The organism is Streptomyces sp. NPDC053432 (assembly GCF_055585365.1).
Genome location: NZ_JBVJKF010000006.1, coordinates 170,469 through 184,129, shown reverse-complemented (window position 1 = coordinate 184,129; position 13,661 = coordinate 170,469). Strand labels below are relative to the sequence as shown.

Sequence of the window (13,661 nt, the reverse complement as noted above, 5' to 3'; positions counted from 1 at the left end):
GACAAGGAACCGTCATGGCCGCAGCCTTCACCTCGACCTCCACCTCCCGTCGCCAGTTCCTCACCCTTCTCGGCATCTCGGCGGCCGCGGTGAGCTGCGGCACGGCCACCGCCACCGGCGGCGGTTCGGGCTCCGGCTCGGGCTCGCAGATCAAGACCCTGAAGTACCAGGGAGCGGTCGGCTCGGTCTCGCTCCCGGAACTCGCCGCGGACCTCGGCCACCTCGAGGACCTCAAGCTCGAATGGGTCGGCAACACCATCAGCGGCCCGCAGGACATCCAGTCCGCCGCCACCGGCCAGACCCACTTCGGCAGCGCCTTCAACGGCGCGGTCATCAAGCTCGCCGCGGGCAACGCCCCGATCAAGGCCGTCATCTCCTCCTACGGCTCCGACCAGTACTCCTACGGCGGCTACTTCGTCCTGGAGGACAGCCCGATCCGCTCCGCCCGCGACCTGATCGGCAAGAAGGTCGGCATGAACACCCTGGGCGCGCACTACCAGGCCCTGCTCGACCTCTACCTGAGCCGCAACGGCCTCTCCAAGGCGGACGCCGGCAAGGTCGAGCCCCTGGTGGTGCCGCCCGTCAACACCGAACAGGCCCTGCGGCAGAAGCAGATCGAAGTCGGGGTGCTCACCGGCATCCTGCGTGACAAGGCCCTCGCCGGCGGTGGTCTCCGCCCGCTGTTCACGGACGTCGAGCTGCTCGGCCCGTTCAGCGCGGGCACCTACATCATGACCGAGCGCTTCATCAAGCAGAACCCGGACACCGTACGGACCTTCACGACCGGCGTCGCCAAGGCCATCGAGTGGTCCCGCACGACCCCGCGCGAGGAGGTCGTCGCGCGGATGACGGAGATCGTCAAGAAGCGCGGGCGCAACGAGGACACCGCCGCCCTGCAGTACTGGCACTCCTACGGGATCGCCGAGCACGGCGGCCGGATACCCGACAAGTCCTTCCAGCTGTGGCTCGACTGGCTCGGCGAGCGCGGCGAGATCAAGAAGGGCCAGTTCAAGCCCTCCGACCTCTACACCAACGAGTTCAACGGCTTCGGGAAGGGCTGACCGGACATGGCGAAGATCGTGTTCGAGGGGGTGGGCAAGACCTTCCCGGCCAAGAACAGGAACCGGCGCGGGGAGGAGTTCACCGCCCTCGACGGCATCGACCTGGAGATCGGGGCGGGCGAGTTCGTGGTCGTCGTGGGCCCCAGCGGCTGCGGCAAGTCCACCCTCCTGGACCTCCTCGGCGGCCTGTCCAGGCCGACGTCGGGGCGGATCCTGCTCGACGGCAAGCCGATCACCGGGCCGGGTCTGGACCGGGGCATCGTCTTCCAGCAGTACGCGCTGCTGCCGTGGCGGACGGCGCTCGGCAACGTCGAGTTCGGTCTGGAGGCGACCGGCGTACCGAGGCGCGAACGGGCAGGCCGCGCCCGCGAGTTCCTCGACCTGGTCGGACTGGGCGGATTCGAGGACCGGCACCCGCACGAGCTGTCCGGCGGCATGCGCCAGCGCGTCGCCATCGCCCGCTCGCTGGCGTACGACCCGGACGTGCTGCTGATGGACGAGCCGTTCGCCGCGCTCGACGCGCAGACCCGCGAGTCCCTCCAGGACGAGCTGCGCCGCATCTGGCAGCGCACCGGCAAGACCGTCGTCTTCATCACGCACGGCATCGAGGAGGCGGTCTACCTCGGCCAGCGGGTGGCCGTCATGACCTCGCGCCCGGGACGCGTCAAGGAGATCGTCCCCGTCTCCTTCGGTGAGCGGGGCACCGGTCTGCAGGGCGAGGAGCTGCGCTCCAGCCCGGAGTTCGCCCGCTACCGCCACGAGGTCTGGACGCTGCTCCACGACGAGGTGGCCCGCGCCCAGCAACTGGAGAAGGAGGAGGCCACCGTATGAGCACCGGAACCGGCACCACCGTCGGCACTGCCACTGCCACTGCCACTGCCCCGGCCACTGTCACCGCCACCGCAACCGTCGAAGCCCCCGTGGAATCCCGGGTCGAAGCGGCCGTGCCGGAGTCCGCCGTACGGGCCCCCGCCGACGCGGTACGCGACCCCGCGGCCCCGGAGTCCGCCGATGCCGGGCGGACCGTCCGTCCGGCCCCGGCTGCCGGCCGGCAGCCCCTCCGGGCCGTGGGACGGTGGCTGCGCGCCGCCGCCCTGCGCTCGGCGGCCGTCCTCGCCCTGCTCGCCGTATGGGAGTTCGCACCCCGGCTCGGCCTGGTCGACGCCACCTTCCTGCCGCCCTTCAGCGTCGTGGCGCAGGCATGGTGGGACCTCCTGGGAAACGGTCAGCTCGCCGAGCACACCTCGGCCAGCCTCACCCGCTCCTTCGGCGGCTTCGGGATCGCCGTGGTCGTCGCGGTCCCGCTCGGCCTGCTCATCGGCTGGTACCGGCCGGTCGCCGCACTGCTCGGCCCGCTGCTGGAGCTGTTCCGCAACACCGCGGCCCTCGCCCTGCTGCCGGTCTTCGTGCTCCTGCTCGGCATCGGCGAGACCTCGAAGATATCGATCGTCGTCTACGCCTGCGTGTGGCCGATCCTCCTGAACACCATCAGCGCCGTCGGCAACGCCGACCCCACCCTCGTCAGGCTGGCCCGTTCGATGGACCTGTCCACCCCGAGGCTCTTCCAGAAGGTGATCCTCCCCGCCTCGGTACCGGTCATCTTCACCGGGATCCGGCTCGCCGGCGCCGTCTCCATCCTCGTCCTCGTCGCCGCCGAGATGATCGGCGCGAAGGCGGGCCTCGGCTACCTGATCAACGCCTCCCAGTTCAACTTCGCCATCCCGCAGATGTACGCGGGCATCATCACCATCTCCGCCATCGGGGTGGCCTTCAACCAGCTGCTGGTCACCATCGAACGCCGCCTCAGCCTCTGGCGCGTGCCGGCCTGACGCCGCCTCCGGGCGCGGGTGGCGGACCGCAGCACCGCCCCTGCCCCCGTGCCCCGGCCCCGCCCCCCGACCCACGGCCCAGGCCCGGACCTGGATCCCGGCCCAGCCCCGGCCCCCGGACCCACGGCCCAGCCCCGGCCCCCGGACCCACGGCCCAGGCCCGGACCCGGGTCCCGGCCCAGGCCCGGCCCGGCCCCGGATCGCGGCCCAGGCCTGGCCCCGGATCGCGGCCCAGGCCCGGCCCCGGCGCCCATGCCGCGGCAGGGACCGGTGCCGGGGCCGGGCCGGGACAGCCCGGCCCGGCCCCCGGCCCCGCTTCCCGCTCCCCGCGCCTCCACCCTCGCGCTCGCGCTCCCAGTGGCACCCACGCCCGCGCAGCCACCGGCCCCGCCATCGAACCCAGGACACGGACATGACCGCATCCCGCACCCTCCACCTCAACGCGTTCCTCATGAACGCCGGGCACCACGACGCCGCCTGGCGCCACCCCGACAGCACCCCCGAACGGGCCACCGACCTGCGGTACTTCCAGGAACTGGCCCGCACCGCCGAGCGCGGCAGGCTCGACTCGATCTTCTTCGCCGACGGGGTCGCCCTGTGGGGCAAGGCCCGCTACAACGCCCTCGGCGGGTTCGAGCCGATCACCCTGCTCTCCGCGATCGCCGCCGTCACCGAGCACATCGGGCTCATCGCCACCGTCTCCACCACCTTCAACGAGCCCTACAACCTGGCCCGGAAGTTCGCCTCCCTCGACCACATCAGCGGCGGCCGCGCCGGCTGGAACATCGTCACCTCCGGCACCGTCGACGAGGCCCGCAACTTCAACCGTGACGAGCACCTGGAACACGCCCGCCGCTACGAGCGCGCCCGCGAGTTCCTCGACGTCGCCACCAAGCTCTGGGACAGCTGGGAGGACGACGCGATCGTCCTCGACAAGGAGCGCGGCATCTACGCCGACACCGACAAGCTCCACCCCGCGGCCCACCGCGGCGAGCACTTCGGCGTCGCCGGACCGCTCAACGTGCCCCGCTCCCCGCAGGGGTACCCGCTCCTCGTGCAGGCGGGCTCCTCCGAGGACGGCAAGGAGTTCGCAGCCCAGTACGCCGAGGCCGTCTTCACCGCCCAGCAGACCCTCGCCGACGGCCAGACCTTCTACAAGGACCTCAAGTCCCGGCTCGCCCGCTACGGCCGCGCCGAGAGCGACCTGCTCGTGCTGCCCGGCATCGCCCCCGTCATCGGCTCCACCGAGGCAGAGGCGAAGGCCCTGGAGCAGCAGCTCACCGACCTCCAGATCCCCGAGTACGGCCTCGCCCAGCTCTCCGGGATGCTGGGCGTGGACCTCACCGGCCTGCCCCTCGACGGCCCGCTGCCCGATCTCCCCGAGGAGCGGGACATCAACGGCAACAAGAGCCGCTTCACCCTCGTCGCCGAACTCGCCCGCCGCGACGGGCTGACGCTGCGCGAGCTGATCGCCCGCCTCGGCGCGGGCCGCGGCCACCGCACCTTCGCCGGCACCCCCGAGCAGATCGCGGACCAGTTGGAGGAGTGGTTCACGCAGGGCGCCGCGGACGGCTTCAACATCATGGCCCCGATCCTGCCGACCGGCCTGACCGACTTCGTCGACCACGTCGTGCCGATCCTCCAGCGCCGCGGCCTCTTCCGCACCGAGTACACCGGTGGCACCCTCCGGGAGAACTACGGCCTGCCGCGCCCCGTCAACCGGTACACGAGGGAGTCGGCATGAGCGATCACCAGGCCGACGTCCTCGTCGTGGGCGGCGGGCCCGCCGCCACCTGGGCCGCCCTGAAGGCGGCCCGGGCCGGGGCCCGCGTCGTCCTCGCCGACAAGGGCTACTGCGGTACCAGCGGCGCCACCGCCGCCGGGGGCACCGGCGTCTGGTACGTCCCGCCCGAGCCCGCCGCCCGCGAGGCGGCCATGGCCAGCCGCGAGGGCCTCGGCGGATACCTGGCCGACCGGCGCTGGATGACCCGGGTCCTCGACGAGACCTACGAACGGATCAACGAGCTGGCCGTCGACGGCCGTTACCCCTTCCCCACCGGCCCGGAGGGGCAGCCGCTCCGAGGCGGCCTCCAAGGCCCCGAGTACATGCGGCGGATGCGCATCCGGATCCGCCGCGCAGGGGTGCGGATCCTGGACCACAGCCCGGTCACCGAACTGCTCACCGACGCGGACGGCGCCGTCGCCGGGGCCGCCGGTTACCGCCGCCAGGCCCGCGAGGCCTACCGGGTCCGGGCGGGCGCCGTGGTCCTCGCCACCGGTGGCTGCGCCTTCCTCAGCGGGGCGCTCGGCACCAACACCAACACCGGGGACGGCGCGCTGTTCGCCGCCGAGGCCGGGGCGGAGCTCTCCGGGATGGAGTTCTCCAACGCCTACGGGATCGCCCCCGAGGGCACCTCCGTCACCAAGACCGCCTTCTACTCCTTCGCGACCTTCTACCAGGAGGACGGCAGCGTCCTGGAGGGCGCCGCCAGCCAGGGGGGTCGCTCGGTCATCGCCCGTGAACTCCTCACCGGGGCCAAGGTGTACGCCCGCCTCGACCGCGCCGACGAGAAGGCCCGGACGGCGATGCGCAGCGCCCAGCCGAACTTCTTCCTCACCTTCGACCGCCTCGGCATCGACCCCTTCACCGACCGGTTCTCCGTGACGCTGCTCGCCGAGGGCACCGTACGCGGCACCGGCGGGATCCGGATCACCGACGACGGCTGCTCCACCGGGGTGCCCGGCCTGTACGCCGCCGGGGACGCCGCCACCCGCGAGGAGATCTGCGGCGGCTTCACCGGAGGCGGCAGCCACAACGCCGCCTGGGCCATCTCCTCCGGCAGCTGGGCCGGCCGGGCCGCGGCCCTGCACGCGCTCGCCCTCGGACCGGGGCGCGCGGCGTCCCGCCCCGTGAGCGGCGCCGGCGGCGCGGGCCTGCGCCCGACGGGGACCCCCGGACCCGCCGGGGAGCACCGCGCGGCCGTGGCCCTCGTACAGGAGGAGGTCCTGCCCTACGACAAGAACTACCTGCGGCGCGGTGACGTCCTGGCCGCGTCGCTGCGCTCCCTCGACGAGACCTGGTCGCGGCTGCGGACCACGCTCCACGGCGAGGGCCCGGAGCTGGTCAGGGCCCGGCAGGCGGCCGCGATGACGGCGCACGCCCGCTGGATGTACGCGGCCGCGCTCGCCCGGACGGAGTCACGGGGCATGGCCCGGCGCCTGGACCACCCGGGGCAGGACCCCGCCCAGCACCACCGGATCACGGTGGGCGGCCTGGACCGGGTGTGGACGCGGGCGGCGGTGGCGGCGTGATCGAACTGGTCTCGGCCGAGCGGTGCATCGCCTGCGACAAGTGCGTGGAGGTCTGCCCGACGGACGTCTTCGAGCGCGGGCCCGTCGGGATCCCGGTCCTGGCGCGGCAGGAGGACTGCCAGACCTGTTTCCTGTGCGAGGCCAACTGCCCGGTGGACGCGCTGTTCGTGTCCCCGCTGACCCGGCCGGCGACGGACGACCCCGCCGTACGGGACGAGGCCGGACTGGTGCGCCGGGGGCTGCTCGGCAGCTACCGGAGGGAGATCGGCTGGGGTGAGGGGCGCACGCCCGGCGCGCTGCGGGCGGTCGGGCCGTCCCTGGCACCGGCGTCGCCGCCGATCACCTCCTGAGGGGCGAGGGGGCGGCCCGCCGCGGGCCGCCCCCCTCGCGCGTACCTCAGACCGTCAGGACGATCTTGCCCCGGGTGCGGCCCGCGGCGCTCAACTCCCAGGCCTTGGCGGCCTCGGCGAGCGGCAGCGCGTGCTCCACGTTGACCGTGAGCCTGCCGGAGTCGGCCAGCTCGGCCAGGAAGGTCAGGCCGGCGGTGTCGGGGCGCACCCACAACTGGTGCGCGCCCTTGGCGGCGGCCTCGTAGTCGGCGATGGAGACGACTCGCGCACGCTCCTTGACCAGCGACTGGAGGATCTCGACGGCGCCGTCCCCGTAGAAGTCCAGGCCCGCGTCGACGCCTTCGGGCGCCAGCCCGCGGATCCGGTTCGCCATGCCCTCGCCGTAGAGGACGGGTTCGGCGCCGAGCGAGCGCAGGTAGTCGTGGTTGTGGGCGCCGGCGGTGCCGATGACGCGCAGGCCGAGGGCGACGGCGATCTGCACGCCGAGGGAGCCGGTGCCGCCGGCCGCGGAGTGAATGACGACCGTCTCGCCCGCCGTCAGGCCCGCCCGGGTGAGGGACTGGTAGGCCGTCAGACCGGCCAGCGGGATGCCGGCGGCCTGCTCGAAGCTCAGCTCGCGGGGCTTGTGCGCGAGGGTGCGGACGGGGGCGCTGACCAGCTCGGCGTAGGTGCCGAGCTCCACCCATTCCTTGCGCACGTAGCCGTACACCTCGTCGCCGACGGCGTAGTCGAAGGTGTCCGGGCCGACGGCCTCGACGACTCCGGCGACGTCCCAGCCGGGTATGACGGGGTGGCGGACTTCGAGGATCGGGTCGAGGTATCCGGCGGCGAGCTTCCAGTCCACGGGGTTGACGCCGGCGGCCTTGACGCGGACGAGCACCTCGCCCGGTCCGACCTTGGGCTCTGGCACCTCAACGAGCTTCAGGGAGTCGGGAGTTCCGTATGCGTCGTACGTAATCGCTTTCATGATCAACGCCAACGGGGGAGCCCGCGCGGCTATTCCTCAGGCCGGCAGGGTGTTGTGGTGCGAGCGCCGCCGGGCCGCGCTGACGAGTGCCTGGATCTGCGCTCCGGCCTGCTCGACGTGGTCGAGCGGGGAGGGGAAGGGCAGCCGCACGTCGTGGTGGCCGTGCCGTTCCTCCAGTCGCAGGGTGATCCCGTACCGGTCCAGGGCCACCGGCAGGGCGCGGACCGCGGCGGCGGTGGGCAGCGGCCGGACCAGGCGCAGCAGGAGGGTGACGAGGTCGGGGTGGTCGTCCTGGAGGTGCGTGAGCATGCCCGCCTCGTAGGGGGCGAGCGGGTCGGGGGCCGCCGCGTCGAGTTCGTCGAGACCGGTGTACGTCACTCCGCGGGAGGTTTCCAGGACGGCCCGGCCGAACTCCATGCAGGTCGAGTCGGCGGACTCGTCGGAGTAGGGGGTGAGCAGCCGGCCCAGCAGGGTGACGCGGGCGCGCACCCGGTCGCGTACGGGGGTGGGGGCGATGTCGGTGAACTGCAGCCGGATCGAGGGGCGGTGGCCGTGGCCGCCGTGGCCGCCGTCCGGTCCGGCGGGGTGCAGGTGCAGGCGGCCCATCGGGTCGGAGCCGTCGAGGTGGCGGACCTCGCTGCGCAGGCCGTCGGTGACCACGGTCATGGAATGGGCGGCGGCCAGGACGGACCGGATCAGCTCGGCGTCGGTGGGGGCGCAGCGGGCACCGGACATGCGCATCGGGTCTCTCCATCCTGCGAGGATTACTTAGGCATGCCTAACCTAACTTATCTGTCCTCTCGGGGGTAGCCGGGGCGTCTCGTGTCGGTGTTGGGCTGAACGGGTGAAACACGAGAGGATGGGGGGATGCACAAGAAGCCAACGGCCGAGGCGGTCCGGTGAGCAGGTACGACGTCACCGACGAACAGTGGGAGGGGCTCGCGCAGGTGGTCCCCCTGCGCAGCCGCAACGAATGGCCCTCCCGGGTGGACCACCGCACGATCCCCAAGGCGCCCGGCGCGTCGGCGGTGGAGCAGCGGCGCTTCGTGGTGATCCGGGTCCAGATCTTCGCGGACGCCCGGGAAGTGGCCGAGTACCTGATCGCGCAGATCCCGGTGCTGCTCGACCTCACCGGCGCGGACAGCGAAGTCGCCAAGCGCATCCTGGACTTCAGCAGTGGCGTGGTCTTCGGCCTGGGCAGCGGGATGCACCGGGTGGACCGGAACGTCTTCCTGCTGGCGCCGGTCGGCACGGAGGTCGAGGGGATCGCGGCCGCGGCCGTCCCCCGATCGTAGGAAGGTCCGTACGAGGTAACGGTTCGCCGGGCCCACGGGGCACCCGGCGGCCCGTACCGTCCGCCGCATGGACGCCACCCTGCCCGCGGCAACGCCCCGCCCCGCCCCCGTCCCCCTGTTAGCCGACGCCCCGTCACGCCCGGCCGGAACGCAGCTCCCGGCCGGGCGTGACGCTGCCGGACGGGACGGGTCCGCACAGCGATACCTGCGGCCCGTCATCACCGAGCTGCGGCTCTCCGCCTTCGGCCCGCACCGGGCCGCGGTCTTCCCCGTCGGGCCCGTCACCCTCTTCGCGGGGCCGAGCGGCAGCGGGAAGTCCCAGCTCCTGGCCGCCTGCGAGGCCCTCGCTGCCCTCGGTTCCGGGGCCGCGCTGGAGGAGGCCTTCCCCGACGCCCTCGCCCGGATTCCGGACCGGGCCGTGCCCGACGCGGAACGGCGGCGCGGGTTCCGGCTCGGCTGCACGGTCGACGGCCCCGCCGGGCCGGTCCGCCTCGACCTCGCCGTACAGGCGGAACCCGCCCTGCGGATCGTCGGCGAGCGGCTCTCGCAGGGCGGACAGATCCTGCTCGCCACCGCCCTGCGCGACCCGGGGCGGCGCTCCGTGCAGGCCGCCTGGCTGACCGGCGGCTCCGTCGGCGTCACCCGCGCCCCGCTGCCCGACGACCGGCTGGGCACCGCCCTGCTCCCGCTGCGCGTCGCCGGGTCCACGGCCGGACAGCGGCAGGTGCTGGCCGCGGCCGAGCAGGTGGTGGTGGCCCTGCGCTCGGTGTTCCCCTGCGACCCCGGCCCGGACCGGATGCGCGCGCCCGTCCCGCCCGGCGAGGGCCGGCTGCTGCGCGACTGCGCCAACCTGGCCGACGTACTGCGCCGGACCCGCAACGAGTGCGGCACCCGCCACGCGCTCCTGACCGAGGCGGCCCGCACGGCCTGCTCGGGCACGGTCGCCGGGCTGGACGTACGGGCCCCCGCGGGCGGCGCCCCCGTCACGGCGGTACTCGACCGCGGACCCGGCCGGCCCGCCACGGAGCTGGCCCGCCTGGGCTCCGGCGAGCTCCGCTTCCTCGCACTCGCGCTCGTCCTGCTGACCGGACCGGGCGTCCTCGCCATGGACCCGGCCGCCGAACTGCCCTCGGCGCGGCAGGTGCTGACCGTGCTCGCCGACGACTTCGACCGGGGCCTAGACCGCCGCCAGAGCGAGGAACTGCTGCGCCTGGCCCTGCTCTCGTGCGGCCGCGGCCACATCAGGCTGGCGGCCTCCGTGGGGGAGGAGACCGCCGATGCCGCCCGCCGGCTGCAAGGCGTCGCGGTGGTGGACCTGCCCGCCTGAATCCCGTCCCCTCACGGCCGGGGGGATACCGTGATGCCCCCGGCCGAGGCCGGGGGCACGCGCGAGGAGGCTTCGATGAACGACACGCACGACGACCGCGGGGGGCGGCCCGAGGAGCGGCGGCCCGAGGAGCGCCGACCCGAGGAGCGGCTGGACCGGCTGCAGCGCCGCCTCGCGGACTTCGCGGCCGCGCGCGGATGGGAGCCGTACCACACCCCCAAGAACCTGGCGGTGGCGCTGAGCGTGGAGGCCTCCGAACTGGTCGAGATCTTCCAGTGGCTGACGCCGGAACAGTCCGCGAAGGTCATGGAGAAACCGGAGTCCGCCCACCGCGTGGCCGATGAGGTGGCCGATGTGCTCGCGTACCTGCTGCAGTTCTGTGAGGTCCTGGGGGTGGATGTGCTGGATGCGCTCGCCGCGAAGATCGAGAGGAACGAGCTCCGCTTCCCCGTGACGGGCCCTCCGGCGCCAAATCGTCACTCTTCGGAGTGATGGAGTCATCCACAATCACGTTTCTGTCCACATTTTCCGAATACCCCTGGCTTTACTGGCCGGTTGCCCTCACTCTGGGTAGTGGCGAGAACGGCGGGATGTCGTGCGGACGGGGGACGGCATATGGATGCGGTACGGCTCATCGCGGCCGGCCGGCACGCGCTGGCACAGAGCGGGGCTGCGTGGGACATCGTGGGCGAGGCCTGGCAGGCACAGGCGCTCGCGCAGGGCATAGGGGGCTACCTGGCGGTCACCGGGCCGCAGGAGCTGAGATCGGAGGCGAGGGGGCTGGGGGAAGCGGGGAGCAGAGGCTGCGGGGTGCTCGACAGAGCGGCCCTGCGCGGCGAGGGCGTCGTGCCCGAACGACCGCCCCGGGCTGCGCAGTTGAGCGGGATATCGGATGCCCGGCAGGCGCTGCTCGGACTGCAGGCGCTGCTGGGCGAAGTGGGCATAGCCCTCGTCGGGGTGGCCTGCGGGACGGATGACGAGACCTTGTACTGGCAGTGCATGGAGTCGCTCGACGCGGCCGACGAGTCGAGCGACCGGGTACGGGCGCTGCTGCGGCGCATGACGGTCCGTGAGCCGGGGTCCGCCTCGGGCGTCGCCTGACGGGCCGTCCGGCGAAGCGGTGGTCCGGCCTCGGCGGCACGGGTCCCGCCGCGCGCGACGGGACCCGCCCGGTCAGTACGCCCGGTGCGCCGGGAGCTCGGTCTCGGCGCCGACGCCGGCGGCCGGCGCGCGCTCCGTGGAGGACTGGAGGTCGGCGTCGAGCTGCGAGAGGTCGGCGTTCAGCGCCGCCATCAGCTCTTCCATCTGCTGGAGCAGGCCCTTCGGTGCGCCGCCCTGGGCGGGTACCGCGGGCTCCTGGTGCGCGTCGTCGTGCGCTGCCTGTCCGGTCTGTCCGGTCTGGCCGGTGAGTCGATGGGGCTCCGGCACGGACTCGTGGGACATGGCGGCCTCCTCGGCCCTGGCCCTTCCGGGAGGGGAAGGGTGCGGTGGACGCACCGGCGTAGGGTCCGCCGGCGCGCGGGCCGGGCGGTCCGGCTCCCTCCGAGCAACGATCCCCGTCCGGGCTGGTCACTGGCGCGGCCGGGGACCGACACATCCGGTTGACGAAGATTCACTCGGCAGGGGCGGGGGAAGCGGTGTCGGACGCGGCACACCGCGCAATCCGGGACAATGGGACACGGCCACCGCAGCCGTACTCAGAACGAGGTAGCCCCGATGCCACGCGCGTCCGGCCCGCTCGCCAGGGCCCTGAAGCACAGGACCCTGCTCCTGGACGGCGGGCTGAGCAACCAGCTCACCGCCCAGGGCTGCGACCTGTCCGGCGGCCTGTGGGCGGGCCGGGTGCTCGTCGAGCGGCCCGAGCAGGTGGAGGCCGCCCACGCCGCGTACGTACGGGCCGGCGCCGAGGTGCTGATCACCGCCAGCTACCAGGTCGGGTACGAGACCTTCGCCGCCCGCGGCCACGACCGCGAGCAGACCTCCGCCCTGCTGCGCCGCAGCGTCGACCTCGCGGCCCGCGCGGCCGAGGCGGCCGAGCACGAGGTGTGGGTGGCCGCCTCGGTCGGCCCGTACGGGGCGGTGCTGGCGGACGGCTCCGAGTACCGGGGCCGGTACGGGCTGAGCGTGCGCGAGCTCGTCGCCTTCCACCAGCCCCGCGTCGAGGCCCTGCTCGACGCGGGTCCGGACGTCCTCGCCCTGGAGACCGTCCCCGATCCGGACGAGGCCGAGGCCCTGCTGACCGTCCTCGCGAGGACCGGCGCACCGGCCTGGCTGAGCTACACCGTCGCGGGCGGCCGCACCCGCTCCGGCACCCCGCTCCCCGAGGCGTTCGCCCTCGGCGCGGCCTCCCCGCAGATCATCGCGCTCGGCGTCAACTGCTGCGACCCGGCGGAGGTGCTCCCCGCCCTGGAGGCCGCGGCCGGCGTCACCGCGAAACCGCTCGTGGCCTACCCCAACGACGGCTCCTTCTGGGACGCGACCGCGTCGACCTGGCACGCCCCCGACACCGAGGCCCCCTGGCCCACCGCAGCCTGGCACGCCACCGGAGCCCGCCTCATCGGCGGCTGCTGCCGCATCGGCCCGGTCCGCATCGCGGAGCTGGGTACGGGCGTGCTCGACTACTGACGCCAGCGGTTCGGGGTGGGGCCCTTGCAGGTGTAGATGCGTCCGTTGTACGTGCCGGTGGCGCCCGCCGGGGAGCAGACCCGCCGGGATGGACGGTACCGACGCTGCCGGAGCCGCCCGCGGTGCTGCCCGACTCGTCCTCGTGCGCCGCCGGTTCGGGGGAAGGGGAAGGGGCGGGCCTCGGGTGCAAACTGGTGCCCTTCTCGGCAGGGCACTTCGTGCCGGGTGCGACGAGATGGACGGTGGTCGTGGCCGACTTCGCGACGAGCGTCACGCCGTTCTCCGGGCCCTGGAAGCACACGATCCAGCTCGTGTAGTCGGCGGGCAGCGTGACATCGTCGTACGCGCTGAGGGCCGTCAGCTCGGTGTCGACGAGGCCCTCCACGGCCTTCTCCGCCTCGCCGAAGGACGTGCCGACGACCTTGGGCATGGCGGGGTCCGGGGTGCGCGTCGGCGTCGGCGTCGGTGAGGGAGTCGCCGAGGGCGCCGCGCTTACGGTCGCCGAGGGCGTCGGTGCTGCGGCGGCCGAGGGCTTGGAGTCGGCGGCCGTTTCCTTCGCCGGGTCCGCCACGAGAACCACCAGGAACCACAGCCCCGACAGCACGGTGGCGATGATCTTCTTCTTCTGGTCCCACTGGCTCGTCCAGGCCAGCGCTATACCCGCCGGGGGAAAGATGACGAGCGCGGTGATGATCAGTGCCGGGTGCTGCCACCAGCGGCGTATCGGCTGTGGGGACATGTAGGCATGCGGAGGCGGGTACACGGGCGCTCCTGGGTGCACGAAGGGTGAACGTTGAACGAGCCCGAGCAGAATGTCAGAGGGTGACCGTTCGTGTACGCGAAACGGGAACCCCGCTGCGGCCGTCGCGGCGCGTAAAACACGTTGGTCCGGCAG

16 protein-coding genes are annotated in these 13,661 nt (G+C 73.3%); 13 read left to right on the top strand and 3 right to left on the bottom strand.

Going from position 1 to position 13,661, the window contains the following annotated elements; translation table 11 throughout:
• Nucleotides 1-14 precede the first annotated feature (14 nt).
• The 6 genes from ACZ6Y1_RS13020 to ACZ6Y1_RS12995 all read left to right on the top strand — a co-directional run bounded on the left by ACZ6Y1_RS13020 (nt 15) and on the right by ACZ6Y1_RS12995 (nt 6,552).
• On the top strand, nt 15-1,061 hold the full coding sequence (locus tag ACZ6Y1_RS13020; protein WP_469627075.1) for an ABC transporter substrate-binding protein: 1,047 nt from the start codon (nt 15-17) through the stop codon (nt 1,059-1,061).
• A gap of 6 nt (nt 1,062-1,067) precedes the next feature.
• Nucleotides 1,068-1,892 (top strand): ABC transporter ATP-binding protein, encoded by an 825-nt coding sequence (locus tag ACZ6Y1_RS13015; protein ID WP_469627072.1) that lies wholly within the window; start codon nt 1,068-1,070, stop codon nt 1,890-1,892.
• Nucleotides 1,889-2,890 carry an ABC transporter permease gene (locus ACZ6Y1_RS13010; protein WP_469627069.1) on the top strand — a complete coding sequence of 334 codons (1,002 nt, stop codon included), beginning with the start codon at nt 1,889-1,891 and terminating at the stop codon, nt 2,888-2,890. Before ACZ6Y1_RS13015 ends, ACZ6Y1_RS13010 begins: the two co-directional genes overlap by 4 nt.
• 412 nt (nt 2,891-3,302) lie before the next feature.
• Nucleotides 3,303-4,634 carry an LLM class flavin-dependent oxidoreductase gene (locus tag ACZ6Y1_RS13005; RefSeq protein ID WP_469627066.1) on the top strand — a complete coding sequence of 444 codons (1,332 nt, stop codon included), beginning with the start codon at nt 3,303-3,305 and terminating at the stop codon, nt 4,632-4,634.
• Nucleotides 4,631-6,202 (top strand): FAD-dependent oxidoreductase, encoded by a 1,572-nt coding sequence (locus ACZ6Y1_RS13000; protein WP_469627062.1) that lies wholly within the window; start codon nt 4,631-4,633, stop codon nt 6,200-6,202. The genes ACZ6Y1_RS13005 and ACZ6Y1_RS13000 overlap by 4 nt, the downstream gene beginning before the upstream one ends.
• On the top strand, nt 6,199-6,552 hold the full coding sequence (locus tag ACZ6Y1_RS12995) for a 4Fe-4S binding protein (RefSeq protein ID WP_469627059.1): 354 nt from the start codon (nt 6,199-6,201) through the stop codon (nt 6,550-6,552). The genes ACZ6Y1_RS13000 and ACZ6Y1_RS12995 overlap by 4 nt, the downstream gene beginning before the upstream one ends.
• 46 nt (nt 6,553-6,598) lie before the next feature.
• Here the strand turns inward: ACZ6Y1_RS12995 and ACZ6Y1_RS12990 are convergent, their stop codons facing one another.
• Together ACZ6Y1_RS12990 and ACZ6Y1_RS12985 are read right to left on the bottom strand one after the other, a co-directional pair.
• Complete coding sequence (locus ACZ6Y1_RS12990; protein ID WP_469627057.1) at nt 6,599-7,519, bottom strand: NADP-dependent oxidoreductase; 921 nt, start codon at nt 7,517-7,519, stop codon at nt 6,599-6,601.
• 36 nt (nt 7,520-7,555) lie between these two features.
• Entirely contained in the window at nt 7,556-8,260 is a 705-nt protein-coding gene (locus ACZ6Y1_RS12985; RefSeq protein WP_469627054.1) for a DUF2470 domain-containing protein, read from the bottom strand.
• A gap of 158 nt (nt 8,261-8,418) precedes the next feature.
• Between ACZ6Y1_RS12985 and ACZ6Y1_RS12980 the strand changes: the two genes are divergently transcribed.
• The 4 genes from ACZ6Y1_RS12980 to ACZ6Y1_RS12965 all read left to right on the top strand — a co-directional run bounded on the left by ACZ6Y1_RS12980 (nt 8,419) and on the right by ACZ6Y1_RS12965 (nt 11,242).
• Nucleotides 8,419-8,814, top strand: a complete 396-nt coding sequence (locus ACZ6Y1_RS12980; RefSeq protein ID WP_362055203.1) for a cell division protein SepF — start codon at nt 8,419-8,421, stop codon at nt 8,812-8,814.
• Between the two features lie 67 nt (nt 8,815-8,881).
• Nucleotides 8,882-10,141 carry an AAA family ATPase gene (locus tag ACZ6Y1_RS12975; protein WP_469627051.1) on the top strand — a complete coding sequence of 420 codons (1,260 nt, stop codon included), beginning with the start codon at nt 8,882-8,884 and terminating at the stop codon, nt 10,139-10,141.
• A 75-nt stretch (nt 10,142-10,216) separates the two neighbouring features.
• A complete protein-coding gene (locus tag ACZ6Y1_RS12970) occupies nt 10,217-10,633 on the top strand; it encodes a nucleotide pyrophosphohydrolase (protein WP_469627048.1) in 417 nt (138 codons plus the stop codon).
• Nucleotides 10,634-10,756: 123 nt separating this feature from the next.
• Nucleotides 10,757-11,242, top strand: coding sequence for a DUF6099 family protein (locus ACZ6Y1_RS12965; RefSeq protein WP_469627045.1), 486 nt, complete (start codon nt 10,757-10,759; stop codon nt 11,240-11,242).
• Between the two features lie 72 nt (nt 11,243-11,314).
• On the opposite strand, the gene ACZ6Y1_RS12960 is transcribed toward ACZ6Y1_RS12965, so the two are convergent.
• Nucleotides 11,315-11,584: a hypothetical protein gene (locus ACZ6Y1_RS12960; protein WP_469627042.1), complete on the bottom strand. Its 270-nt coding sequence runs from the start codon at nt 11,582-11,584 to the stop codon at nt 11,315-11,317.
• Between the two features lie 273 nt (nt 11,585-11,857).
• Between ACZ6Y1_RS12960 and mmuM the strand changes: the two genes are divergently transcribed.
• The 3 genes from mmuM (at nt 11,858) to ACZ6Y1_RS12945 (ending at nt 13,509) form a co-directional block, all read left to right on the top strand.
• Nucleotides 11,858-12,766 (top strand): homocysteine S-methyltransferase, encoded by a 909-nt coding sequence (gene mmuM, locus ACZ6Y1_RS12955; RefSeq protein WP_469627039.1) that lies wholly within the window; start codon nt 11,858-11,860, stop codon nt 12,764-12,766.
• A gap of 194 nt (nt 12,767-12,960) precedes the next feature.
• Nucleotides 12,961-13,083 carry a hypothetical protein gene (locus tag ACZ6Y1_RS12950; RefSeq protein ID WP_469627037.1) on the top strand — a complete coding sequence of 41 codons (123 nt, stop codon included), beginning with the start codon at nt 12,961-12,963 and terminating at the stop codon, nt 13,081-13,083.
• A 12-nt stretch (nt 13,084-13,095) separates the two neighbouring features.
• Nucleotides 13,096-13,509, top strand: a complete 414-nt coding sequence (locus ACZ6Y1_RS12945; protein ID WP_469627034.1) for a hypothetical protein — start codon at nt 13,096-13,098, stop codon at nt 13,507-13,509.
• Nucleotides 13,510-13,661 lie beyond the last annotated feature (152 nt).

Excerpts from the sequence above, each read along its gene's own strand:
- ACZ6Y1_RS13020 (WP_469627075.1), top strand. The coding sequence starts at position 15 with ATGGCCGCAGCCTTCACCTCGACCTCCACCTCCCGTCGCCAGTTCCTC.
- ACZ6Y1_RS13015 (WP_469627072.1), top strand. The coding sequence starts at position 1,068 with ATGGCGAAGATCGTGTTCGAGGGGGTGGGCAAGACCTTCCCGGCCAAG.
- ACZ6Y1_RS13010 (WP_469627069.1), top strand. The coding sequence starts at position 1,889 with ATGAGCACCGGAACCGGCACCACCGTCGGCACTGCCACTGCCACTGCC.
- ACZ6Y1_RS13005 (WP_469627066.1), top strand. The coding sequence starts at position 3,303 with ATGACCGCATCCCGCACCCTCCACCTCAACGCGTTCCTCATGAACGCC.
- ACZ6Y1_RS13000 (WP_469627062.1), top strand. The coding sequence starts at position 4,631 with ATGAGCGATCACCAGGCCGACGTCCTCGTCGTGGGCGGCGGGCCCGCC.
- ACZ6Y1_RS12990 (WP_469627057.1), bottom strand. The coding sequence starts at position 7,519 with ATGAAAGCGATTACGTACGACGCATACGGAACTCCCGACTCCCTGAAG.
- ACZ6Y1_RS12985 (WP_469627054.1), bottom strand. The coding sequence starts at position 8,260 with ATGCGCATGTCCGGTGCCCGCTGCGCCCCCACCGACGCCGAGCTGATC.
- ACZ6Y1_RS12975 (WP_469627051.1), top strand. The coding sequence starts at position 8,882 with ATGGACGCCACCCTGCCCGCGGCAACGCCCCGCCCCGCCCCCGTCCCC.
- ACZ6Y1_RS12970 (WP_469627048.1), top strand. The coding sequence starts at position 10,217 with ATGAACGACACGCACGACGACCGCGGGGGGCGGCCCGAGGAGCGGCGG.
- ACZ6Y1_RS12965 (WP_469627045.1), top strand. The coding sequence starts at position 10,757 with ATGGATGCGGTACGGCTCATCGCGGCCGGCCGGCACGCGCTGGCACAG.
- ACZ6Y1_RS12960 (WP_469627042.1), bottom strand. The coding sequence starts at position 11,584 with ATGTCCCACGAGTCCGTGCCGGAGCCCCATCGACTCACCGGCCAGACC.
- mmuM (WP_469627039.1), top strand. The coding sequence starts at position 11,858 with ATGCCACGCGCGTCCGGCCCGCTCGCCAGGGCCCTGAAGCACAGGACC.